The sequence below is a fragment of the Microbulbifer variabilis genome (genome assembly GCF_056232115.1).
The window spans coordinates 390,996-415,035 of sequence record NZ_CP174325.1; the positions used below are offsets into that span (position 1 = coordinate 390,996).

Here is a 24,040-nt window from a genome sequence, read left to right on the forward strand (position 1 = left end):
TGCAAAACTCCATTCTCTAGCGCGTTGCCGTTATCCTAAGATTAGAGCGCCTTGAAGTGGATGCAGTTCAGAAAAATCGTAACAGCTAGCTTCCTGCACCAGTACTTATTGGCAGCGTAGATGGCCCCCCCGAGCCCACCTCCTCCACAGCCTCAGCTTTATCTTTTAATGAGGCAGCCCCCTGGCGCTCGGCACCACCGCCATCAAACAGCCTTTCAAAACGCATTTGTGGATCTGCCCAGTCGCCACTGATACGATAGCTAACACTGGCCACTTTTTTCACCTGCTTTTTGAAAGCCTTACTAATTAGATATACCCCTGCAGCAGCCGGAAGTCCTCCTGCCAGTGCAGCGACCAGAGCAAGGTTATTACTTACCGGTAAAGTTGCCACTAGGGTAAGATCTAGGTCCTCGCGCAACAGATTCACCCTGCCAGCCATCTGCAGCTCACTGGTTGGCCCTTCCACTTGAATAGGCACCGCAATCAACAGTTGTCCATCCCCTTCAAAAACCACTTCCCCGCGAACCCGATCAAAGGCCATACCGCTCTTGTAAAGATCAGAGAAATCCAAGCGCAAACGACGCGCCCAGGTATCGAAATTAAAAAGAGATAACAGGCGCAACACCGTAGAGCCAGCCGTACCTGTAGAGCGAAGGAAACGCCCATCCCGGATATCAATCTTAAGCTCCCCAGAGAGCAAACTGCCTTTGACCAGGGCTGGAGATCCGTCCCAGCGCAAGGCGGTATCAAAGCTGGCGGACTTGCTCTCAATAAGAGGCTCATGTCCCATTGTACGCTGGATATCAGCGAGATCATCGGCCGCCAGGCGACCAATAAACTGGGAAGAACTCTTCCCCTCGGCATCGCGCATCCACATCAACTGCGCACCAAGAGTTTCCCCACCTTTGCCGCGCCCTTCAATACGGAAACCACGCACACTACCGCGAATATCACTGACAACCAAACGCTCTTTGGAGGGGCGTACATTAAAGGACCAGCGCCCCAGCTCCTCATCACCAAGCTGCAAGCTCTCAGTACTAAAATCAATAGCCGGCAAGACCTGGAAATCGAAATCTGCCCATGGATCAGGGGCCTCCTCAGCGAAGGGTTCCAGAGAGAAGGGGTCCTGCTGAAGCTCACTCTTTTTCTCAAGGGCAGGCAAGCGTAAATGGGCCAATTGCAACTTCAGAGGTGTCTCTCCACCCAAAGTGCCTTTCAATTCGCCTGCAGCCATCTCACTATCGAAATCCAGCTTCCAATCAGCCCCCACACCATTGCCAGTAACATGAATATGCTCAATATCAACAGCCCCCAACTGCAAGCGGTCGGTACTGAGATCCAGACTCACTGGTAAAACTTCGGCGGAAGCTGCTATTTGATCATCGAGATTTATGGTGGTAACCGGTTTGCCAGAGTCGAATACACTCGCCGCCTGCTCCTCCAGAACCTCAACTCCAGGTTTTAGAACACCATCTCCGGCAGAGGGGGGGGCTTCACGATATACACCCAGTAACTTCTCCCAGTGGGGTAGGTCGATATTGGAAATATCACCGGTGATGGACAACCCACGCTCGGCGGGGAGCTTAGCTTCGGCATTCAGGGCGATAGAGGCACGATCAAGTTCCCCCTGTACCAGCCAGAACTGCCCCTGGAGATGTTCACCGTAGTTCAGGTGGAATAAACTGCCCTGGTCACCAATCGGCGCCCGCAGAACAAAATTGGTCTTTACTTCAGCGGGTTTACCTAAAGGTTCAGGTAAGTTGACATTGATACCCGCCAGGTTGGAGGTAAGCTCAAAAACTGCTGCATAGGGGGCTTCCTTTGCTTTGGCAGGTATAGTGATCAGGGCTTGGTAGTCCATATCGCCATCCAGCCATTTCAGCTCGGGTCGCTGGCTCCAGGTAAAAATTGACTCAATGTCGGCATTACCATCCACTACAACCTGTGTGTCCCTGGAAGCTCCCTTACCAAAGTGACGGATATGTGCGCTGACAGGTCTGCCCCAAAGTGTGCCGCTGACCCGTGTACCTGCAAGCCCTCTCTCGCTATCATAAATCACATCCCCAGACAGCTCCTGTGTCTGCAGACGAAGGTTCTTAAGCTCAAGCTCCCCATCACTTAACTGCAAATCTACATGCTGGCTGCTATTCAGGTCAGCTCCCCCCAAGGCTTGAGTCAAATTGAGCTGGCCGGCAATATTTCCCGCCAAATGCCAATCATCAAACCCACTACCCAACTGCTGACGCAGAGGGGACTCCCTGAGAAGCCGGAGGCCATCAGCTGCAGGACCGGAAAGCTGGGCCTGCACATCCAAGCGCGATCCCTTCCCGGCAAGGGGGGCAACTGCAACGAAAATATCGCTGGCATCAATGTTCCAAAGTTTGGCCTTTACCGCACCAACAGAAACAGCTCCATCATTCAGTAACAAGCGCCCATCGACATTTTTAGCTGAAGGCCATTCCTCAGCATACTTCAAGCTAGCCTCGGTAAAATCCGCTGCTAACTGTATAGTTTGGCGATTACGATGAGCCCCAAGAGCCTGCAGTGACTCCTCTTTTCCATCTGCTCGATAACTACTGCCTCGATAGATAAATGCAGCACTCTCCACTCGCCCGGAATTTCTTGCACCCAGTCCTTTATTGAGCCAGTCGCGTAGATCCTTACTAACAGTCGTTGGTACCAACTGTTCCTGGGTAGTAACGGCAGCATCATGTAAAGATAGAGCCAACACTAGATCTGTCGGTCGGCTCTGAGCTTTGACAGGCAGGGATAACATAAACTGGCCATTAACTTCCCCTAAAGCACCATCAAGCCGTAGAGGACCAGAAAATATGCTGATCTCGTTTGCATCCCTGTCCAGGTTCCAAGCCACAGTGCCACTGGCCTGGTCAAATGAAAAAGTATTTCGATATAAATTTGGGAAGTGTGCGGTAAAAGCTGAGCCATCTAGCTCTACCCTGCCATTTGCACCCTCAAGCTCAAGGTAACCAGTCAAATTGGTAATCGCAGGAGCCCCCCGGAATGCCTTGGCTTGTACACCCTTCAGGTTGGCCTGCAAACTGACCGCCCCCTCCGGGCTGCGCAACAGCTGGACCCGGCGTAACTCACCTCCAGGCTCCAAGGCTCGCAACCAATTATCAGCAGCCCCTTCGAGCACATCCAGGTTTTTGAGAATATCGCTCCAGCCCGCCAGATCGACAACATCGGCACTCATAGATAATCCCTGCTGATCACTGCTGACCTGCAAATTGAGTGGCGGCATCTGCAGATCCTGCCAATCGATCTGGATGTCCTGTAAAGCCAGGCGCCAACGTTCACCGGGCAGCCAATGTCCAGATAGATCGCCGGAGAAAGCCCGCAGCGGCTTCATAACATGGTCATTTGCGATAGTGGCTTCTGCACTGTCATCTAGTACGCTGTCCAGCTTCTCGACTTGGGCGAGGTCTAATTGCCCCACCAGGCGATAGCCATTTTTGGCATCGCTGTGAAGCCACAAGCGACCATCTGCCCATTTGCGCCCATGCCAGTGAAAGCGATCCGGCAGTGGAGTCAGTTCATGCAGAAGGGTAACGATATCTTCATCCAGTAACAGCTCATTGAGCTGCATATAACCACGCAGGGAGAAGCGCTTTTTATCCCGAGGGTTACCGCGCCCCTCAAGAACTAATCGCAAGGTTTCAGAATGCGTATCCTCAATCTCTCCCTCACGGGAAATAAACGCACGGGCTACGAGGCGGTGAAAATCACCCTGGTTTTCAAGTAGTATCTGCGGCAGGTTAATCTCGGCCAGCTGGTCATCGGGGAGCCGAACCGTGATTGCAGCATCCTGAATTTGGATCTTGGGGCTGAGCTGGAACAATCGCGCAGGGTCCGCTGCCTTGGGGTCGGCAACCACCCTACCATCAGGCTTCAGGGAAATATCAGGAAAGCCATCCAGGCGCCACTCTCCCTGTGCATTCCGGCTGAGGCCGGCGGCGAAAGTGTGCATTTGAAGATCTTTCCACACCAATTCGCGATTCCAAAGGCTGGCGAGCAAGTCCAGCTGGAAAAGGCCGTGCCCCATTCGCAGCTCACCATTTTCCCCCAAGCGTAAACCATCTAGCTGCAGTGCTACCTCCAGGGCTTCCCAGCGCAGGGAAATCCGGTCCATTTGCACCGTTACCCCTAGCTGCTCTGACAGCCAGCTGCTGATCTGCGGTCTGTACTCTTCGACCTGAGGGGACAACAAGCGGCCGGTCTGAACCAGGATCGCCAGGGCAATAACCAGGCTAACCGATAGCAGCCAAAACTTGCGGGCGAGCCAGCGAATCACAACCATTACCACCCTCCCCTGAGCGCACGAAGACAATGAACACCGTTGCATTCATTGCCAGGTATCAGAGGAAAAACAACTGGTAACTCACACAAGAACAATGTCGTACTGCTCCTGGTTATAGATAGGCTCAACCTGAAACTGTATAGGACGGCGAATAAATTCCTCCAGGTCGGCAACATTAGCCGACTCCTCATCGAGTAAAAGGTCTATAACTACCTGACTTGCCAGCACCATAATTTTTTCGCTGTCGTAAGCGCGCGCCTCACGGATGATCTCACGAAAAATTTCAAAACAGACTGTTTCAGCACTTTTCAATGTGCCACGCCCCTCACATACTGGACAGGGCTCACAAAGTATCTGCCCGAGGGATTCACGCGTGCGTTTGCGCGTCATCTCAACCAAACCCAGCTCTGAGACACCGGTGATACTGGATTTGGCATGATCCCTCTCCAGTGCTTTTTCAAGTGTTCGCAATACCTGGCGTTGGTGCTCGGGGTCCTTCATATCGATAAAGTCGATAATGATGATGCCTCCTAGATTACGCAGTCTCAGCTGCCGGGCAATTGCGGTCGCCGCCTCCAGGTTGGTCTTGAAGATAGTTTCTTCCAGATTTCGATGGCCGACAAATGCGCCGGTATTCACATCAATAGTGCTCATCGCTTCCGTTTGCTCGACGATAAGATACCCACCTGACTTCAGAGTCACCTTATTTTGCAATGCGCGACGAATTTCCTCTTCCACACCATAGAGATCAAACAGTGGGCGCTCACCGGGATAGTGTTCCAGACGGCCAGCGATTTCCGGTGCATATTTGCCGGCAAACTCCGCGGCGCGACCATGTGCCTCGCGGGAGTCTATACGAATCTTCTCTGTATAGGGACGCGCAAGATCACGCAATGCGCGCATAAACAGTGGTAAGTCTTCGTAGATTACCGAGGGGACAGGGCGCTCGTTGATTCGCTGATCCAGCTCGCCCCACAACTTATAAAGAAAGGGGATATCCCTGAGTAACTCCTCTTCACTCACTCCTTCAGCCACGGTGCGCAAAATAAACCCGCCATCTGCTGAAAGCCCGTCTTCGGCAAGACGAGATACAGCAGCTTCTACCAATTGGCGCAAACGCTCACGCTCACCCTCATCCTCAATACGATTGGAAATCCCAATATGGCGAGTCTGGGGCATATACACGAGATAGCGCGCAGATACTGACAAATGAGTGGTTAAGCGCGCACCTTTACTACTTATCGGGTCTTTGACCACTTGCACCACCAGGGACTGTCCCTCGCGTACCAAAGCGCGGATATCTGCCACTTCGGCATCCCGCGCTTCCATCCCCTCATCATCTAAAGGGGCTATATCTGAAGCGTGGATAAATCCAGCCCGCTCCAGCCCAATATCCACAAATGCGGCCTGCATACCTGGCAGAACCCGAATCACCTTGCCCTTGTAGATATTGCCAACTATTCCTCTTCGCGCGCTACGCTCGAGATAGACCTCCTGCAGTACGCCATTTTCCACCAGGGCAACGCGGGTCTCTGTAGGTGCAACATTGATTAAAAGCTCTTCACTCAAGACTGGTTCTCCTGCCAGTAAGGGATACCCGCATGCTCAAGCATGGGAACCAGTGCCTCCAGGGGCAACCCAACCACATTGCTATAACTACCGCTAATAGACTCAACCAGTGCGGCGCCCATTCCTTGGATACCATAGCCTCCGGCTTTATCTTCAGGCTCACCAGTACTCCAATAAGCTTCAATCTGCGCCTTCGACAAGTGACGAAAGCGCACCCGTGTTTCCACCACGCGGCTAAACTGACGCTCCCAACTACGCAGACAGATCGCACTCAATACCGAGTGTTCAGTACCGGACAAAGACAACATCATGGATTCAAAGTCAGCGTAATCCTTCGGTTTCTCCAGCACCTTGTCCCCGGCGAGTACCACCGTATCAGAGCCCAGGGCCCATACACCTTCCACGCCCCCCAGGCCAGCAGTAGCCTTATCGTGGGCCAATCGCTGAATATATTCCTGGGGAGTCTCAGCCAACTGCTTTTGCTCGGGAACAGCAGGTGTTAACTGGGAAAAAGAGACGCCTATCTGCGTCAAAAGCTCGGCGCGACGCGGGGAACCCGAGGCGAGCAGGAGACGGTTTGATGTGGTGGTATTTGTCACTGTACTACATATTCCCTGTGGGCCAGCGGCTGATTATAGCTATATCGATCGAAAAATGATCAATTTTTTACATTGATTTACAATCTGACGGTTCAGTCAGCGAATGTGAAGGCGATTACAAAGGCCTCGCAAAGGAGGGGTAACACAGGGCCACAATAATGCCGTAGTAAGTGCGGGCCATAGAAAGGTCAGTCCAGGCACTGTTTTTCCCTCCAACCCATGCACCCAGTTTCCTACTACCTGATTAATACCCACCAGGACAAAAACCCACAAGAGTTGTTGAGCCGGGTTGAAGACCCTTGTGCGCTGGTAGGTCAAAAGACTGAAATACGCCAATACAGCGAGGGCCAAAGCATGGGTACCGAGACTTGCTCCAGTTACCAGATCCTCCAGGATTCCCACCAGCCAAGCAAAACCCACACCGAGAGACTGGGGCATCCGCGAAACCCAAAATATGATAAGTAGGGCGGGAAATGCCGGGCGAAACCAGAGCCACTGTTGAGGCAAGGGCATTACTACCAGCAGCATTGACAGAAAAATGGTAGCGGCGATAAACCAGCGGCTACTCGCTTGCAAGGCCCTGCCCCCTGTCACTGATAACCGCAAGCACAAAACGACTGCGGTTCATGCGGCCGCGGGGCAACACTTCAGCCTCCGCAAAAGGCTTGCCCGGGTCACGAGTGACCGACATCACTTCTCCAACCGGGTAACCTGCCGGAAAGCGACCACCAAGGCCTGAGCTCAGTAGCAGGTCTCCCTCGCGAATATCACTGGTATTGGCCAGGTGACGCAGCTTAAGCCGATACAGATCCCCAGTACCTTCGGCTACGGTACGCATGCTGTTGCGCAACACCTGTACCGGGATGGCGTGGCTGGAATCTGTGATCAACAGAATCCGGCTAAATGAATTTCCGGCTTCAATCACCTGCCCGAGCAAGCCGCCTGCATCCATCACCGGTGTGCCCACATCGACACCGTCATCCCTGCCTTTATCAATAAGCAGGACATGCTCCAAGGGGTCAGGGGACACGCCGATAATCTGGGCGACCAGCACACGGTCATCAACCATCTCAGCCGAGTTCATCAGCTCCTTGAGCTGGGTATTTTCCGCCTTTACGGCTGCTAATAACTGGCTGCGTTGCTCCAGCAATAATACCTGGCGCTTGAGGCGGTCATTTTCTTCGAGCAATTCATCACGGGAGCGAAACTGCTCACCGGCCCAATCAGTCACTCTCTCAGGGGTACCGGTAATCCAATAAAGAGGGGCGACGGCATCGAATAGCCGCTCACGGATAGTGTGGAACCAGTCGGTAGAGTAGCTGATTACAAACAGGGCGATTGACAAAACAGCCAAAGTAATCAGGCGGGTCTCTTGGGAGGGGCCGCGGGTAAATAGCGGTTTCAAGGGCAGCCCCCTTTATAAAGATCAATGCTTATTGTTCTCACAATATATATCGGATGTCACTGAAACGTGAAACTAACTGCCAAGACGGCCCCGCTATTCTCATCGGAACACTGCCTCGACCTTACTTGACTTAGTTTGACATCAGATACAAACGGCTGCGATCCAGCATATCCAGGGCCTTACCGCCACCACGGGCCACACAGGTCAGAGGATCATCTGCAACAATTACCGGCAAACCGGACTCCTCCATCAGCAATCGGTCCAAATCGCGAAGCAAAGCACCGCCACCGGTCAACACCATACCGCGCTCAGCAATGTCCGAAGCAAGCTCGGGGGGCGATTGCTCCAGAGCGCTCTTCACTGCTTGTACAATACCAGTCAATGGCTCCTGCAGGGCTTCGAGAATTTCATCTGAATTGAGGGTGAAACTGCGGGGCACCCCTTCCGCCAGATTACGACCACGCACATCGATCTCACGTACCTCACTGCCCGCATAGGCACAGCCAATCTCTTCTTTGATGCGCTCGGCAGTGGCATCACCAATAACGCTGCCGTAGTTACGACGCACATAGTTGACGATGGCCTCATCAAAACGATCACCGCCAATACGCACTGAATCAGAGTAAACCACGCCGTTCAAGGAGATAATGGCAATCTCAGTGGTACCACCACCGATGTCTACCACCATGGAACCACTCGCCTCCTCCACATTCAGGCCGGCACCGATTGCTGCGGCCATAGGCTCTTCAATCAGGGACACCTCGCGGGCGCCAGCACCAAGCGCAGACTCGCGGATCGCACGGCGTTCCACTTCGGTAGACTGGCAGGGCACGCATACCAGCACACGCGGGCTTGGGCGCATCCAGCTGTTTTCATGCACTTTTTTAATAAAGTGCTGCAACATTTTTTCAGTTACCTGGAAGTCGGCGATAACACCATCCTTTAAGGGGCGGATAGCAGTGATATTACCGGGAGTTCGGCCGAGCATACGTTTGGCTTCTACACCGACGGCCTCAACGATTTTCTGGCCATTGTAATGACGAATAGCGACGACTGATGGCTCGTCGAGAACTACGCCGCGATCGCGAACGTAAATCAGCGTATTGGCGGTTCCCAGGTCAATGGAGAGATCACTGGAGAACATACCCCGCAAACGTTTAAACATGGAATTCGATTACCTTGTACTAATTGTCAGCCCCCAGGTCGGGCACTGCGGGCGCGGCTTATTTTATGGATATAAATCCTAATTAGTCCGCGCAAATAATTCTGAGTTCCGAGCCGCATTTCGAATCGGAATTTACGCAACACACCGGAGTCTCTCACCGCCCGGCAGGATTCGGCAAACTCTAACAATGGCGCCGGTTCAGAGCAAGGCTGAAGCTGGACTAATCGATTGCAATAATCCCGAGTTGCCAGGGCCGATGAGAATAACAGCATGTTGTGCTAAATTTGCCGGTTCTGCCCGGCATGCGTCTGGGTAAGCATTGATTCGCAACTCAAGCTGGAGGAGTTCCATCGCCATGGCCGTGGATACACAAACCGTAGAAAAGCTGGCCGAGCTAGCCCGCATCGCCATATCCAACGCAACCATAGAGGAAGTCAGCAGCCGCCTTGGTGACATTCTACAACTGGTAGACCAGCTGCAGGCCATCAACACCGATGGTGTAATCCCCATGGCACACCCCCTTGATGAGGTGCAAACCCTCCGTGCCGATGCGGTAACCGAAACCGACCAGCGAAATAGTTTCCTGTCTTTGGCCCCTCAGTCAGATGAGGGGCTCTATCTGGTACCCAAGGTGATTGACTGAGCCGGGACCCATCACTTCAAAGCCCACTCGAAAGCCAATCATCTGATCCCGCCAAAGCCTTAAGGGAATATCATGCATCAATTTACTATCGCCGAGATCATTCGCGGATTGCGGGGTAAAGAGTTCTCCAGTACTGAGCTTACCCAACATTTGCTCAAGCGTATCCAGCAGCTGGATAGCAACTACAACAGCTTTATCACTGTCACTGAAGAGCTCGCCCTCAACCAAGCTAAAGCGGCCGACGAGCGCCTCGCTGCCGGGGAAGCTCCTGCCTTGTGTGGCGTTCCTATCGCACACAAGGACATTGTCTGCACCAAGGGCATTCGCACCAGCTGCGCGTCAAAAATGCTGGACAATTTTATTCCGCCTTACAACGCCACAATCGTGGAAAACCTGAATTCGGCTGGCACCGTTACCCTGGGCAAAACCAATATGGATGAGTTTGCCATGGGCTCCTCCAACGAAAGCAGCTACTATGGCGCGGTAAAAAATCCCTGGGACACTAATTACGTACCCGGCGGTTCGTCAGGCGGCTCAGCAGCCGCAGTGGCAGCCCTCCTCGTCCCGGGAGCCACCGCTACCGATACCGGCGGCTCTATTCGCCAGCCAGCAGCATTGACCAATACGACCGGCTTGAAACCCACTTATGGCCGTGTATCCCGCTGGGGCATCGTCGCCTATGCCTCAAGCCTGGATCAAGCCGGTCCTATCGCGCGCAATGCAGAAGACGTAGCCTATTTGCTATCCGCTATGGCCAGCCATGATTCAAAAGATTCCACCAGCCTGGATCGCCCCCAAGCGGACTATACCGCGAGACTGAATGATTCCGTCACCGGGCTCAAAGTTGGTGTACCCAAGGAGTACTTCGGCGAGGGGCTCGATGGTGATACCGCTGTCCGGGTGCAGGATGCTCTCAAGGAATTTGAAAAACTCGGGGCTGAATTGGTCGATATCAGCCTGCCGCACACTGAGTTGGCAATTCCCGCTTATTACGTCATCGCACCGGCGGAAGCCTCTGCTAACCTGTCCCGCTTCGATGGTGTGCGCTATGGGCATCGCTGTGAACAGCCCTCCGATCTGCGTGATCTGTACATGCGCTCCCGGGGCGAAGGCTTCGGCGAAGAGGTCCAACGCCGAATCCTGGTGGGCACCTATGCCTTGTCAGCCGGCTATTACGATGCCTACTACAACAAGGCCCAGCAGGTACGCCGCCTGATCAAGCAGGACTTCATGCAGGCCTTTGAAAAAGTGGATGTTATAATGGGACCCACCACCCCCTCCCCCGCTTTCCAACTGGGTGCCAAGAGCGCCGACCCGGTTGCTATGTATCTGGAAGATATTTATACCATCGCCACTAACCTGGCAGGCCTCCCTGGAATGTCTATCCCCTGCGGGCTTGTAAATAATATGCCTGTAGGTCTGCAGATCACCGGAAATTACCTGGATGAGGCTCGCATGCTTAATATTGCGCACCAGTATCAGCAGGTAACAGACTGGCACAAAGCCAGCGCCGTATAAGGAGAAATATCGTGGAATGGGAAATCGTTATCGGGCTGGAAGTTCACGTCCAGCTCTCCACCGAATCAAAACTATTCTCCGGTGCGAGCACCCGTTTTGGCGCCGCCCCCAATACTCAAGCGTGTGCTGTAGATCTGGCCATGCCCGGTACCTTGCCAGTACCCAATGAACAAGCTTTTCGCTATGCGATAATGTTTGGCCTGGCAATGAATGCGGAAATTAGCAAACGATCCGTTTTCGAACGTAAGAATTATTTCTATCCAGATCTACCCAAAGGCTATCAAACTACCCAGCTGGAACAGCCCATCGTCGGAGCAGGGGAAGTGGAAATTCACCTGGAGGATGGAGGCAGCAAAAAAGTGCGCTTGCACCATGCTCATCTTGAAGAGGATGCAGGTAAATCCCTACACGAAGATTTCCATGGCATGTCTGGAATTGATCTCAACCGAGCCGGAACCCCGTTGATTGAAATTGTATCCGAACCCGATATGCGAAGTGCTGCCGAAGCAGTTGCTTACCTCAGGAAAATTCATAGCATCGTGACCTATTTGGGAATTTCTGATGGAGATATGTCCCAGGGCTCCCTACGCTGTGATGCCAATGTATCCGTGCGATTAAAAGGTGAGGAAAAACTGGGCACCCGCACCGAGCTAAAGAATATCAACTCTTTCCGTTTCGTTGAGCGGGCCATCAAAGTGGAAGCAGAGCGCCAGATCGATATCCTCGAAGACGGCGGCAGTATCGAGCAGGAAACCCGTCTCTACGACGCCGACAAAAATGAGACCCGCTCTATGCGCAGCAAGGAAGTTGCCAATGACTATCGCTACTTTCCCTGCCCGGACCTTCTGCCGGTAGTACTCACCGAAGAATATATTGAACAGCTGCGCAAGGAACTGCCGGAGCTGCCGGATACCAAAGCCGAGCGTTTCCAGTCCGAATTCAATCTATCTGCATATGATGCCGATCAACTGACCCAGGATCGCGACAGTGCGGAGTATTTCGAAACTGTATGTAAGTCCTGCGGCGAACCCAAGCTGGCCGCCAACTGGATAACCGGTGAGCTGGCTGCGCTGCTAAATCGCAAGGAAATCAGTATTGCCGAGTCCCCCGTTTCCGCTACACAGCTGGCAGGCCTAATTACCCGTATAAAAGACAACACTATTTCAAGCAAGATTGCCAAGCAGGTGTTTGAGGCAATCTGTGAAGGTGAAGGCAGCGCTGATGACATCATTGAAAAACGCGGCCTGAAGCAAGTATCTGATACTGGCGCCATCGAAAAAATGGTGGATGAAGTTATCGCCGCAAGCGACGCTCAAGTGGATAATTACCGTAGAGCTGACGAATCCAAGCGTCCCAAAATGATGGGCTACTTTGTTGGCCAGATCATGAAAGCCTCCAAGGGTCAGGCAAACCCACAAATGATCAACAAAATTCTCAAGGAAAAGCTGGACGCCCTGCTTTAATTATTAACCCTTGAATACTTGAGCTGGGTAACATCCCGGCAGTAAAGACAGCAGTAAGGAAAAGATTTTGAGCCAGAAAAAAGACAAGCAAAAAGTTCTCGGGGAAGTTTTTGATACGGAGCGTATTGCCGGCTTCCTGATTGGAGAAGCCCCCAAGGGAGTAAACCTCGACTACCACCTGCTTGAGCGTGCTTACCGCAGTATGAAAGCAGAGAGCTTTGCCTCCTTTGTTCAACTATTTCTTGCCGAAGGGAAAGACCTCAACAGCCCTGGCCCCGATGGTAAAACCCTATTGAGCCGAATTAAAGAGCACCGCCAGGGTAAAGAGTACGGTGAAATACTGAAAGCCGCCGGCGCTGAACAATAAAGACTATCGCCGCACCGGTAAGAGGTAAATTTATGACTTCAAACCCCATCCACGGTATCGACGCGCTAGTGCGCGGTGTGCACCTGATAACCCGGCGCGAACTGCGCCCTTTTATCCTGGTTCCATTACTGATCAATCTGGTGCTGTTTATCATTATCAGTGGCATCATGATTTCGCAACTGGGAGGACTCAGCGACTATATTGGCAGCCTGCTATCTCACACCCCTGTCGATACCGCGAATATGTCCTGGTGGGAAGCAATCATGGCCAAAGGTGCCGCCTGGGCCGCCAGCATTTTTCGCTGGCTTGCCTGGATTATTGCATTCCTGGTGTTGTTTCTTTTTTTTCTTGTTTACGGTTATCTGTTTGCTGTAATTACCAATATTATTGCCGCACCCTTCAATGGTATTCTGGCTGAAAAGGTAGAGGAGCTTCTCACCGGAAAGACACCGCCGGCAGAGCCGTTACTGCAAATGATTTGGCGCACCCTTGGCCGAGAACTGCGTAAGCTGGGCTACTTTATATTCTGGGGGCTAATTATTTTATTGGTGGCTACGGCCACCAGTTGGACAATTATTATCCCAGCAGTATTAACTGCTGTCTGGGGTGCCTGGTCCATGGCCATCCAATATGTGGACTACCCCCTCGACAATCACCAACGGCCATTTGATGAGCTTAAAAGTGTCTTGCGCCGTCGTAAACTAACCAGTCTCACATTTGGTGGCACAGTGATGTTGGCAAAGATGGTGCCGATCCTGAATATCTTTGTAATGCCAGCAGCTGTAGCCGGTGGCACTGCACTGTGGATTGAACGCCTGCGACAAGAGGGTGATCCCGGTACAGATAGCTTCCCTACCCAACAGCAAAGCAACTCTTCAAGTAAAAGCATTACTTAAACTTTAGCCTCAGGGGCTCGATACCGAGCCCTGAATCAAACCTCTGCAGCATCCCTATTTACCTTTCTGAGCACTTTTTTCTTTGAGCTAAGCGATACTAGGTCTTTTGCATCCGGGCAATATGTGCTGTCTAAACACGTCAATGAGGCAACCCATCCAATTCTTCCAGGACAGGGACCATAAATTTCCAGCTAGCAGTGTCTGAATTCGGTTTACTAACAACGCATCGTATAAGCCCACGGGACCCTTAATGCCTGCCACAAATAGGTAAGGAGTCCCTGCCGAATACTTTTCTACACAGATTTAGCTCTGAAAAGTAGTCATAGTAAATCTCGATATTTTCATTGAGGTTGGGAAAGCGCACCCAGAATGCTCCAATAACTTACTGGAAGAGCTTAATTTTAAACCGAGGCGCTCAGCTGAGAAGATCTCAAGGCGCTGATTCAGGTAAAAGGTCAATCGGCCATTTTTTTGCACACGTCGATGTAGCCATAGAAGTTTCCTCTTTTCCCTAAGGATAGAAACTCGACTCCCTCACTTCTCAACTGCTGTAAATTCTGCTTGAGGATGTGCTGTAAAAGCTGGACTCAATTTTATGGATGAGGGGAGAGAGTCCGCATTCGCACTATAACAATTTCATGTAAGGGAGAAATTTTCGAATGCTGACACGCCCCAGGGTCAACTGCACCCTGTGTGTTATTGGAGCAACAGTATCCAATTTAATTCAAAAACAAACTTAAATGATTGAAGAGGGCTGAAGACGCACAGCTATTATCCCAATGCTAATCCTACCCGCCGATGAGACAGTATCTCTGTAGACTCATGACAGCAGTAACTTTATTACTAGCGGGCATCAAGGCCTAACCATTGGGGATACTATCCATCATCTGCGGGACCAAGCGTATTGAGCCAAAAGTGCTCAGGTGATCATCATCACGATACAGGGGCTCCCCATCAACCTGAATCTGGCATCGAGATGGACATAATTCTGGCACCAAGCTTACGCGCTCTATCTGGAACTCCTTTCCCAGACTATTAAAGATTCTTGTAACTCTCTTATTACGCTCTTCTACATCTCTCTTGGTCGGAGCGCCCTGCAGTTGTGCGCCGATAAATTCGGCGCTGGCGATGGCAAGCGGAACAGAAAAAGAAATTTCAGGGATCCCCTCTACAATTATTACCTCACGCCCACTCGCACGGATACGAGCAACAGTCTGATGGAGACCTTGGGCAACCAGCTCAAAATTATTCACAGAAGCTCCTCCAGAAGAGGGCTTTTCATATGCCGTCTTTGCCAACCCCATTACTGCCGGCGGGCCACTTTCACCGGCGGAACGACTCCCCTCCACTACCAGCGCCCACCGCGCCACTAAAACTACGGTCTTCACATCCTTTCGCTGTTCCAGCATCTCCATTATTTGGGCATTAAAAGTATCGCATCCATGCATAGCGCCCATCTCTAGACGAACAATACCAAGGAGTGGCGCACAGGCAGATTTTGCAGCCACAATACCGCGATAACCCTTTACTTTCAGCCAGTGCTCAAAACCAGGCAGAAACGCACCTGCATGGGAATCCCCCCAGAGCAGGTAATCCACTGAGGCTCCACTGCTCGCCTCACCCAATTCACAGAGCCCTTCTTCAGGTAAACGCTCCATACAACGACGCTCTTTAGACGTTCGTTCTTTGGCATTTTGATAGGTGGCAAATAATGGCTCGGGAAGACGGGAAGGCACACCCTTTTTGACATTGATTACCAGGGAGACAGAAACGATCAGCATCGCCATTACACCGAAAGTGTTTGCCAGGCCACGTTTTGATACCCCTCGCGCGGAGGGCTGGCGAAAAGGTGCTTCCACAAACTTCCAGCTCACCCAGGCAAGCCCCCCCGACACCAGGATTGCCTTTATGGCTATTTCAAATGGAAGCTCAGCCGAGCCATTTAAAAACCTAAACAAAACCAACACAGGCCAGTGCCAAAGGTATAGAGAGTAGGAAATCAAGCCTACCGAAACCAGAAGCCGCGACGATAGAAGAAAGCCGGCCACTGTTAGTCGCTGACTGCCGGCCCAGATCAGCGTGGCAGTGCCCACACAAGGCAATAAAGCGGCAACACCCGGGAAGGGAGTAGAGGCATCAAATAAAAACACGCTGGTGAGGATCATTAAGGTGCCGAGCGCCCCTGCCAGCTCCAGAAGCCAAGCCCGCTTCACATTCGGAAATGCTCCCAGTGCTACTAACGCTCCAATCCCCAACTCCCATATCCGAGTTGGAGTAAGGAAGTAATTAGCAAAAGGTTGTGCACTGGTGGCCCAGATTGAAAGGCCGAGAGAAAGCAGTGATATTCCCGCCACAACAAGCCACATCGGGCCGCGCCCTCGGGCAGCCAAGAGACATATTAAAAGAGGGAAACCCAGGTAAAATTGCTCTTCAACCGAGAGGGACCAGGTATGCAGGAGAGGCTGCCAATCTGCGCCAGCCCCAAAATAATCCTCTGTGCTCTGCCAAAACCATATATTCGAGACGAACAGGACTGTAGCGAGCACCGATTGAGCAAGCTCTTTCAGAGGCTCCGGCGGTAAAACAAACCACCCCACCGCAATCGTTGTTATTAAGACAGCAAAAAGGGCAGGTAGGATGCGACGGGCGCGCCGTTCGTAAAAATTTGCCAGGGAGAAGCTACCTGCCTCAACCTCCCTCACCAGGATACTGGTAATCAGGTAGCCGGATATCACAAAGAAAACATCGACACCGACGAATCCACCTGAAAACCCTTCTAGCCCTGCATGGGCAAAAACTACCGGCAGAACCGCTAAAGCGCGCAACCCGTCGATATCGCGTCGATAACCAATACTACTCAAAACCTTGGAACCACTAACTCTCAGTATCGATAGATATGCTTTGTATTGGGTTTTAACGCCTTAATGCCGGCGGTGGCGACGGTGACCTCCGCTACTGCGGCTACCTCTATCCTCACGGCTTCGCTGAATTTTCACTCGCGGGGGCTCTACCAATAGTTCCTCCGGCGGCACTTCACATTTCAACTTTTGGCCCAACAGTTGCTCAATCGGCTCAAGGCGCATGGCATCATCTTCACAGGCAAAGCTGATAGAGGTACCTGTTTTGCCCGCCCGGCCTGTACGACCAATTCGGTGCACGTAATCTTCCGGCTCCTCCGGTAGAGTGAAATTCACCACATGACTGATACCATCGATATGGATACCACGTCCGGCAACATCTGTTGCCACAAGGACTTTGGTCTTGCCCGACTTAAAGTCGTCAAGGGTGCGCACACGTTTGTTCTGTGCGACTTCCCCTGAGAGCAAACCAGCAGCAATACCGTGGGCAAGGAGATGTTCGTGCAGTCGTCGGCACTGGTCGCGGCGGTTGGCGAATACAATCAGACTATCGACTTCCTCGCGCTGTAGGATGTTGTAAAGCAGCGCATATTTTTCCTCACTAGCGGCCAGGTATACATGCTGCTCCACACTGTCTGTGGCAACCCGCTCAGGCTCGATTTCCACAATTACCGGATCATCGGTCCACTGCTCAACCAGTGCATCCACCTCGGGCGTGAAAGTGGCAGAAAAAAACATCGTCTGGCGATGAGTTTTGCGGGGAGTTTGGCGCACAATTCTACGAACCTGGGGGATAAATCCCATATCCAGCATGCGATCCGCCTCATCGATTACCAGGACTTCTACCTGGTCCAGATAACAATCGCGATTACCGACAAAGTCCAGCAGGCGCCCAGGCGTGGCAACCAGGATATCCACCAAACGCTCATTCAGGTTGCGCTGCTGTTTGTCGTAATCCATACCACCAACCAGGGTATGGATTTCCAGGCCCGTGTACTTACACAGGGCCTTGGCGTCATCAGCGATCTGCATCACCAATTCACGCGTAGGTGCAATAATCAGTGAACGGGCCTCACCGGCATAGCGCTCGCCTTCGAAGGGGTGGCGAAGTAAGTCTTCAATGACAGTAATCAGAAAGGCCGCCGTTTTACCAGTACCCGTCTGCGCCTTACCGACTAAATCGTGACCATTCAGAGTATGCGGCAGGGAGCGCCCCTGGATAGGGGAGCAATACTGGAAGCCCAGGTCGTGAATTCCCCGCATCAGTTCCGGGGGCAAACCCAGATCGTGAAAGCGTACCTTGCCCTCTTGTTCAGGAACCTGGAAGTCATCCAGTGACCAAGGTGTCACCGCAATCTCCACCTTGGGTTTGCGACTGCGCTGGCGCCCCTTGTGGGAAGCTTTACCGCCGCTCCGGCGCGACCTACCCTCGCCCTGACCAGACTTGTCCCGAGCAGAATGGCCTTTTGAGGCGCGATCCGCTGGATTCTGGTCATCTTTGCGGCGCTTGGAGCGCTCATCTCCCTGGCGTGGGCTCTTATCCTCTTTAGAGGAGGAACGACGGAACAACTTTCCTATCAAGTGAAATACTCGCTCAAATGTTCAAATAATCGGCGAGTATACCATCACTCTAGACGGATTCCCGCCTGCTAAAATGGCGGCACAGCCAATAATCAAGGCTGGCAAAGCGCCCGGCCCCGCTGCAGAGCAGCGCCAACAACATAATGAAATAGGTTGCGGAGAATTCAATACCGTTCTTCAGGACAGTGATACTGCCCGCCTCGGATAACCATTGATAATTACCATGCTCCTTCAACAGCTCAACCGCCCTTTCCTTACGGGTAATGGCCTCATCAATCAAATCCTCACGCCATTCCCAAGGAGCCACTAACGTCTTATCCGGCAGGGCCGACCAACCATTCTCCCAGTGCGCGGTGATCGCAGCCACTGCCATTACAAACATCAGTGGAATCGCCACCACTCGGGTAGCAAAGCCAAACAGAATGGCAATACCACCAAAGAATTCAATCAGCGCCGCTGCCCAAGCCATAAACATTGGCGCCGGCAGGCCCAGGCCCCAGTCAGGATTGCCAAACCACGCAGCCACCTCATCAATACTGCCCATTTTGTTGAGCCCGGCCAAAATAAATATGGGTGCCAGGTAGATTCGTAACGCTAGAGGCCCAAGCCAGTCAATCTTGTGCACGAAATGCAAAAAGCAACCGTACCAGTTGCTCAGGGTATTCATCGCACCACTCATTATCATCACTCTCTTTGCTGTATTTGTTCACTTTAGTCGAGCGAATACGGCATCTCTTACAAGAGAGTCCCTGCCACAGCCAACTATGCTTGTTCCTTCAATGGCAATATGAGGACAGTTGGGTGAACACCTATGTACTTGTCCACGGTATGTTCCTCGGGGGCTGGTGCTGGGCCCGCGTAGTACAGCACCTGATAACCGCCGGGCACCGGGTTTTCACCCCCACGCAGACAGGTTTAGGCGAACGACACCATTTGCTATCCCCATCCATAGGGATGGATACGTTTATCCAGGACCTGGTAAATGTGATTGAATTCGAGGAGCTGGAACAGGTTATCCTGGTAGGCCACAGCTTTGGCGGCATGGCCGCTACTGGTGCCGCAGATGCCATGCCGCAACGTATTCGCCGCCTGGTCTACCTGGATGGCGCTATTCCACTACCCGGCCACGCTTTTGCTGAACAGCTGCCAGAAAAAATACGCTCCCGGCGGTTAGCCGCGGCAAAAGAGACTCAAGGTACTCGCTGCTTTATGCCGATGGACCCGAGGTTGATGGGGATTAAGAAGTCACAGGAGCTAAACTGGCTGCGTAGGCATATGACACCACACCCGGTAAAAACCTACCTGGACCCAATCCAACTGAGCCAAGCCCCGGCACAAGGGCCGCCTTGTACATATATTCGTTGCACCAAGCCTTATTACCCCCCTGCCAACATCAGTGGCGAACAGGCACGCAAAATCCCCGGGTGGCATTACCTTGAAATTGCCGAGAGCCATGGCTGTATCATCAATGCGGCGCAAACAGTCGCCAAACTATTGCAGGAAATCCCCTCCTAACCGCTGGGCGAAGAACAGATTTCACCGTAGAATAAGCGACCTTTTTGGCGACGGGTTACCTGTGCTGTACTTCCCTTTCAGCCCCCCACCTAGCCTTTAAGGCCATTTGGCAAAGCCGGTCAATTCGATAAAAACTGTATTGCCACAGTCTTCTGGTGGAATTGGCTGGTATCTCACAGTTATCCACAGGCACTATTCCAAGAAATCTGGTTCACCCATTGTTTAAGCTTTATCGACGCGCCATCTCCACCGAATTATCCCACCTGACTACGCTGGGGGGACCACTAGTGGTCAGTAACCTGGCGGTAGTGAGTATGGGGGTTGTGGATACTATTGTTGCCGGCCGCGCTGGTGAGGTGAACCTGGCGGGCTTGGCGCTCGGCTCCAGCATCTGGGCAGTATGCGCTGTAACCCTGATCGGTCTTCTTGCCGCAGTATCCCCAGCAGTTGCCCACCTACGCGGCGGAAGAGATGAAGAAGGCTGTGCCAAGCAACTGCACCAAGCCCTGTGGATTGCCCTTATTGGCGGGATACTCGTACTTCTCGCGCTGCTTGCGGTCCCCATATGGAGCCAGTGGATTGATACGGAAGAACCAGTTCGCCAGGTTTTAGAGGGCTATATTCTGGCTCTCACCGCCGGCACGCTACCATTTGCCCTGGGCACCGCACTGCGCGGTTACTGCGAGGGTATGGGGCAGGTGCGCCCGGTCATGCGCATCTATTTAGCTGCCGCCCTGCTTAATATTCCGCTGGATATCCTCTTTGTGTTTGGTGCTGGCCCCATTCCCGCCATGGGCGGCGCTGGTTGTGGTTGGGCCACCGCTGCAGTCAGCTGTCTTATTGCCCTGGCACTGTTCTGGCATGCAGGTAATGATCCGGTTTATCACTCCTTAAAGCTCAGGTTAATACCTGATAAACCCCATTGGCCAACCCTGCGTCATTTGCTCGCGGTAGGCCTGCCTGTGTGCGTGGGCGCTGCTGGCGAGGTAACATTCTTCGCAAGCTTGACAGTTTTACTGGCCCCCTATGGTGCAGCCATCGTAGCTGCCCACCAGATCAGCATGAATATCGGCTCGATTTTTTACCTGGTGGCACTGGCACTAGCGCAAGCACTTAGCATTCGAACAGCGCATCTTCTCGGCCAGGACCGCCCAAAGCGGGCGATGTTTACTGGCAAAGTGGGCATCGGTACCGGTGTAATCTATGCCTTGGGGACCGGTTTGCTGTTAATTACTCTGCGCAGCCTGTTTGTACAAGCCTACACAGATAATGCGGAAATTATCGCTGTAGCCACAAACCTGCTGTTGCTCTGCGCCGCTTTCCAGTTGGTGGATGTCGTCCAAGCTATGACTTGGGGAGCACTTCGGGGTTACAAAGACACCAGGGTTCCCATGTATGTCCAACTTTTCTCCTACTGGTTGGTTGGCCTCCCCAGCGCCTACTGGCTGGGAGAAAATTTCTGGGGTGTTTACGGCTACTGGACCGGTGTGTGTATTGGCCTCGGAACCGCTTCAGTTTTACTGATACTACGATTTAGGCATACCAGCCGTGTAGCGATAGCACGCGCTAGATAGCCCCTGTAGTTGGCGATGTATCACATTCTCAGGGAACGCTTTGACTATACTGGCGCTCCAAGTCCCCAAGCGTGCTGAACACCAGCCAATAATCAGCACAGCCCGCCATACGAAGTTGACCGGAGTACCGAATGATTTTGCGCCTCTCCCTGACCAGGCCGCACCGCCTGCTTAGCCTCGCCCTATTTTTTACCTCGACCCAGGCCACAGCCCTGAGTGAGGGTGATAAGGGACAGGAGCAGGCCGTGCCCAAAGCGGAAAACTTACAGCTGGATCAGCCAGTTATCTCAGAGCTAGGCCCACCGACAGGAGCCAGTGATGACGACAACAGTACAGAAACTGTACCGGCAACTACAGGGAATGAGAAAAGCGCGGAGCAGCAACCTCTGCCACAGGCAGAGAATCTGCAGCTGGATCAACCAATCGGCGAGCTCGAAGTTACCCCCACCACCAAGAAAGAGCCGGAAACCAACCCCTCTGCTCAGCCAGTATCCAAGGCAACCCCAAGCTCCCAGGGAAATATTTCCATAGAGGTAGAAAAGGCCAAACCCCTTCGCCTGCTCGGCGCCGAGGTACCTCCAGCCACCTCCACTCGCCTGGCTTGGTCACCCAGCCAGCATTTTGAGGGGGTTTACAGCCCTACTGCTGTACTCGTGGTCAATGGAGCAAAGCCCGGACCGGTACTCTGCCTTACCGCTGCGGTTCACGGAGATGAACTAAATGGTGTCGAAACAGTGCGCAGGGTTATGTATGACCTGGATGCTGAGCAGCTAAACGGTGCGGTTATTGGGGTACCTATTGTCAATTTACAGGGTTTCCACCGCAGCTCCCGCTATCTCACGGATCGCCGCGACCTCAACAGGCATTTTCCCGGTGATCCCAATGGCTCCTCCGCTTCTCGCATTGCAAATTCTTTTTTTCACGAAGTGATCACCCACTGTAATGCAGTGGTTGATCTGCACACAGGTTCCTTTTACCGCACCAACCTGCCCCAGTTACGCGGCGACCTGACCAATCCAAAAATTGTAAAAATGACCAAGGGCTTTGGCTCTACCGTGGTACTGCACAGTGCCGGGGCCAAGGGCACACTGCGCCGAGCAGCCGTGGAGGCGGGCATCCCCACAGTGACCCTGGAAGCCGGCGCACCCATGGTCCTGGATGAACGCTCTGTCAGCCACAGTGTGAAAGGTATTCGCACCCTGCTTAACCAGCTGGGAATGGTAAGTAAGTTCCGCCTGTGGGGGGATCCTGAGCCCGTGTATTACAACTCCACCTGGCAGCGGTCCTCCAATGGCGGCATTATTTTCAGTGAAGTTCAGCTGGGTGAGTTCGTACGCAAAGGAGACCTGCTAGGTACAGTCACCAACCCCATTACCAATGTGCGTACCGAGATACGTTCAGAGCACGACGGAAGAGTACTTGGTATGGCTCTGGACCAGGTAGTGCAGCCCGGATTCGCCGCCTACCATATCGGCATCCAGGCCCCTCAGGAGCAGATCAGCCAGCCTCAGGAAGTTGTCGCGGAAGGGCCTGCCAAGGAAAACACCCACAACAAAGCCAGCAAAGCTTCAGCAGCTGCCCCCTCTACTGAAAACCCAGCGAAGTTGCGGGGCGAAGAGGACTAAGCGCCGCTGACATTATCGATAATAGTGATACTTTCCTGCGCTATAGGCTCCGGCTGCAGGGTAATATGATCAATACCAAAGCGCTTGATCAGGGTCTCCCGCAAGCGCTCCAACACCGCCGGCCAAGCCTGCAGATCATCCACCACAATATGCGCCGAAAGAGAGATGGTACTGGAGTCCAGCCGCCAGATATGCAAGTCGTGCACTGAACGCACTCCGGTAACCTGCACGAGGGTCTCCCCCACTGTTGGCAGGCTCAGTTCACGCGGCACCCTTTCCATCAAAACATCTACAGCATCGCGCAGCAGGCGCACACATGAAATCAGAATCAGGAAGCAGATCAGCAGCGACAACAAAGGGTCAATCGGCACCCAGCCAGTGAAATAAATCACTGCCCCCGACGCTAAAGCTGCTATTGAGCCCAGCATATCTCCCATCACATGTAGCAGTGCGCCGCGAATATTGAGCGTGCGCTCCCCCCGTAACAATACCCAGGCCGCCAGGATATTGATCAATAGGCCTGCTGTAGCTATCAGCATCACGGTGCTACCGTGTACCGGCTGCGGGTTACGCAAGCGGTTGATGGCCATAAAGGAAATTCCCACGACAATCAGCAGCATAATCAGACCATTGGTCACTGCCGCCAGTACTTCTGCACGCCCCCAGCCAAAAGACAACTCACGGTCCGCAGGCTTCTTCGCCAGCACCGCGGCAATAGCTCCAAGCGCCAGGGCAAATGTATCTGTGAGCATGTGGGCGGCATCCCCGAGCAGAGCAAGGGAACCCGACAGCCATCCTCCGATGGCCTCAACAATTGAAAAGCTCAGTGTGAGAAGCAAGGCAATAACGAGTGGGCGCAATGCACCATTGCCGTTGCGGTGGTGGACGTGATCGTGCATAGACTCCCTCCCTATCAGTCCTCCAGACTATTTTTTAGTGCCGGG

The 24,040-nt window shown here is 52.9% G+C and carries 18 protein-coding genes; 8 read left to right on the plus strand and 10 right to left on the minus strand.

Features of this window, described 5'->3' with window-relative positions; all coding sequences use genetic code 11:
* Positions 1-85: 85 nt before the first annotated feature.
* From ACJJI7_RS01720 to ACJJI7_RS01745, 6 genes are all read right to left on the minus strand, one after another.
* Positions 86-4,318, minus strand: coding sequence for a YhdP family protein (locus ACJJI7_RS01720; RefSeq protein ID WP_444901079.1), 4,233 nt, complete (start codon positions 4,316-4,318; stop codon positions 86-88).
* Between the two features lie 81 nt (positions 4,319-4,399).
* Positions 4,400-5,887, minus strand: a complete 1,488-nt coding sequence (rng, locus tag ACJJI7_RS01725; protein WP_020412573.1) for a ribonuclease G — start codon at positions 5,885-5,887, stop codon at positions 4,400-4,402.
* Complete coding sequence (locus ACJJI7_RS01730) at positions 5,884-6,486, minus strand: Maf family protein (RefSeq protein ID WP_020412572.1); 603 nt, start codon at positions 6,484-6,486, stop codon at positions 5,884-5,886. Before ACJJI7_RS01730 ends, rng begins: the two co-directional genes overlap by 4 nt.
* Before the next feature lie 96 nt (positions 6,487-6,582).
* Positions 6,583-7,062, minus strand: a complete 480-nt coding sequence (gene mreD / locus ACJJI7_RS01735; protein WP_020412571.1) for a rod shape-determining protein MreD — start codon at positions 7,060-7,062, stop codon at positions 6,583-6,585.
* The gene (gene mreC, locus ACJJI7_RS01740) at positions 7,049-7,891 is read right to left on the minus strand and encodes a rod shape-determining protein MreC (RefSeq protein WP_020412570.1); all 843 of its coding nucleotides are present in this window, start codon (positions 7,889-7,891) and stop codon (positions 7,049-7,051) included. Before mreC ends, mreD begins: the two co-directional genes overlap by 14 nt.
* Positions 7,892-8,021: 130 nt before the next feature.
* Entirely contained in the window at positions 8,022-9,056 is a 1,035-nt protein-coding gene (locus tag ACJJI7_RS01745; protein WP_020412569.1) for a rod shape-determining protein, read from the minus strand.
* A 355-nt stretch (positions 9,057-9,411) separates the two neighbouring features.
* Between ACJJI7_RS01745 and gatC the strand changes: the two genes are divergently transcribed.
* From gatC to cysZ, 5 genes are all read left to right on the plus strand, one after another.
* The gene (gene gatC / locus ACJJI7_RS01750; protein ID WP_020412568.1) at positions 9,412-9,699 is read left to right on the plus strand and encodes an Asp-tRNA(Asn)/Glu-tRNA(Gln) amidotransferase subunit GatC; all 288 of its coding nucleotides are present in this window, start codon (positions 9,412-9,414) and stop codon (positions 9,697-9,699) included.
* Between the two features lie 72 nt (positions 9,700-9,771).
* Positions 9,772-11,217: an Asp-tRNA(Asn)/Glu-tRNA(Gln) amidotransferase subunit GatA gene (gatA, locus tag ACJJI7_RS01755; protein ID WP_020412567.1), complete on the plus strand. Its 1,446-nt coding sequence runs from the start codon at positions 9,772-9,774 to the stop codon at positions 11,215-11,217.
* Between the two features lie 11 nt (positions 11,218-11,228).
* Positions 11,229-12,680 carry an Asp-tRNA(Asn)/Glu-tRNA(Gln) amidotransferase subunit GatB gene (gene gatB / locus ACJJI7_RS01760; RefSeq protein WP_020412566.1) on the plus strand — a complete coding sequence of 484 codons (1,452 nt, stop codon included), beginning with the start codon at positions 11,229-11,231 and terminating at the stop codon, positions 12,678-12,680.
* 67 nt (positions 12,681-12,747) lie between these two features.
* Positions 12,748-13,047: a PA4642 family protein gene (locus ACJJI7_RS01765; protein WP_020412565.1), complete on the plus strand. Its 300-nt coding sequence runs from the start codon at positions 12,748-12,750 to the stop codon at positions 13,045-13,047.
* Positions 13,048-13,079: 32 nt separating this feature from the next.
* Complete coding sequence (gene cysZ, locus ACJJI7_RS01770; protein WP_020412564.1) at positions 13,080-13,943, plus strand: sulfate transporter CysZ; 864 nt, start codon at positions 13,080-13,082, stop codon at positions 13,941-13,943.
* 860 nt (positions 13,944-14,803) lie between these two features.
* On the opposite strand, the gene ACJJI7_RS01775 is transcribed toward cysZ, so the two are convergent.
* From ACJJI7_RS01775 to ACJJI7_RS01785, 3 genes are read right to left on the minus strand one after another with little or no spacing between them, the layout of a single operon-like run.
* A complete protein-coding gene (locus ACJJI7_RS01775) occupies positions 14,804-16,804 on the minus strand; it encodes an acyltransferase family protein (protein WP_020412563.1) in 2,001 nt (666 codons plus the stop codon).
* Between the two features lie 60 nt (positions 16,805-16,864).
* The gene (gene rhlB, locus ACJJI7_RS01780) at positions 16,865-18,382 is read right to left on the minus strand and encodes an ATP-dependent RNA helicase RhlB (RefSeq protein ID WP_157533416.1); all 1,518 of its coding nucleotides are present in this window, start codon (positions 18,380-18,382) and stop codon (positions 16,865-16,867) included.
* A 49-nt stretch (positions 18,383-18,431) separates the two neighbouring features.
* Positions 18,432-19,061 (minus strand): HvfX family Cu-binding RiPP maturation protein, encoded by a 630-nt coding sequence (locus ACJJI7_RS01785; RefSeq protein WP_020412561.1) that lies wholly within the window; start codon positions 19,059-19,061, stop codon positions 18,432-18,434.
* A gap of 122 nt (positions 19,062-19,183) precedes the next feature.
* Here ACJJI7_RS01785 and ACJJI7_RS01790 point away from each other — a divergent pair, with 122 nt between their 5' ends.
* The 3 genes from ACJJI7_RS01790 (at position 19,184) to ACJJI7_RS01800 (ending at position 23,096) form a co-directional block, all read left to right on the plus strand.
* Positions 19,184-19,897 (plus strand): alpha/beta fold hydrolase, encoded by a 714-nt coding sequence (locus ACJJI7_RS01790; RefSeq protein ID WP_026304995.1) that lies wholly within the window; start codon positions 19,184-19,186, stop codon positions 19,895-19,897.
* A 155-nt stretch (positions 19,898-20,052) separates the two neighbouring features.
* Positions 20,053-21,471, plus strand: coding sequence for an MATE family efflux transporter (locus tag ACJJI7_RS01795; protein WP_444901078.1), 1,419 nt, complete (start codon positions 20,053-20,055; stop codon positions 21,469-21,471).
* Positions 21,472-21,602: 131 nt separating this feature from the next.
* The gene (locus ACJJI7_RS01800) at positions 21,603-23,096 is read left to right on the plus strand and encodes a succinylglutamate desuccinylase/aspartoacylase family protein (RefSeq protein WP_020412558.1); all 1,494 of its coding nucleotides are present in this window, start codon (positions 21,603-21,605) and stop codon (positions 23,094-23,096) included.
* On the opposite strand, the gene ACJJI7_RS01805 is transcribed toward ACJJI7_RS01800, so the two are convergent.
* Positions 23,093-23,995: a cation diffusion facilitator family transporter gene (locus ACJJI7_RS01805; protein WP_020412557.1), complete on the minus strand. Its 903-nt coding sequence runs from the start codon at positions 23,993-23,995 to the stop codon at positions 23,093-23,095. The genes ACJJI7_RS01800 and ACJJI7_RS01805 overlap by 4 nt on opposite strands.
* Between the last annotated feature and the right edge of the window lie 45 nt (positions 23,996-24,040).

Bases quoted from the DNA above. Each gene is read 5' to 3' on its own strand.
- ACJJI7_RS01720 (WP_444901079.1), bottom strand. From the start codon at position 4,318: ATGGTTGTGATTCGCTGGCTCGCCCGCAAGTTTTGGCTGCTATCGGTT.
- ACJJI7_RS01745 (WP_020412569.1), bottom strand. From the start codon at position 9,056: ATGTTTAAACGTTTGCGGGGTATGTTCTCCAGTGATCTCTCCATTGAC.
- gatC (WP_020412568.1), top strand. From the start codon at position 9,412: ATGGCCGTGGATACACAAACCGTAGAAAAGCTGGCCGAGCTAGCCCGC.
- gatA (WP_020412567.1), top strand. From the start codon at position 9,772: ATGCATCAATTTACTATCGCCGAGATCATTCGCGGATTGCGGGGTAAA.
- cysZ (WP_020412564.1), top strand. From the start codon at position 13,080: ATGACTTCAAACCCCATCCACGGTATCGACGCGCTAGTGCGCGGTGTG.
- ACJJI7_RS01785 (WP_020412561.1), bottom strand. From the start codon at position 19,061: ATGAGTGGTGCGATGAATACCCTGAGCAACTGGTACGGTTGCTTTTTG.
- ACJJI7_RS01800 (WP_020412558.1), top strand. From the start codon at position 21,603: ATGATTTTGCGCCTCTCCCTGACCAGGCCGCACCGCCTGCTTAGCCTC.
- ACJJI7_RS01805 (WP_020412557.1), bottom strand. From the start codon at position 23,995: ATGCACGATCACGTCCACCACCGCAACGGCAATGGTGCATTGCGCCCA.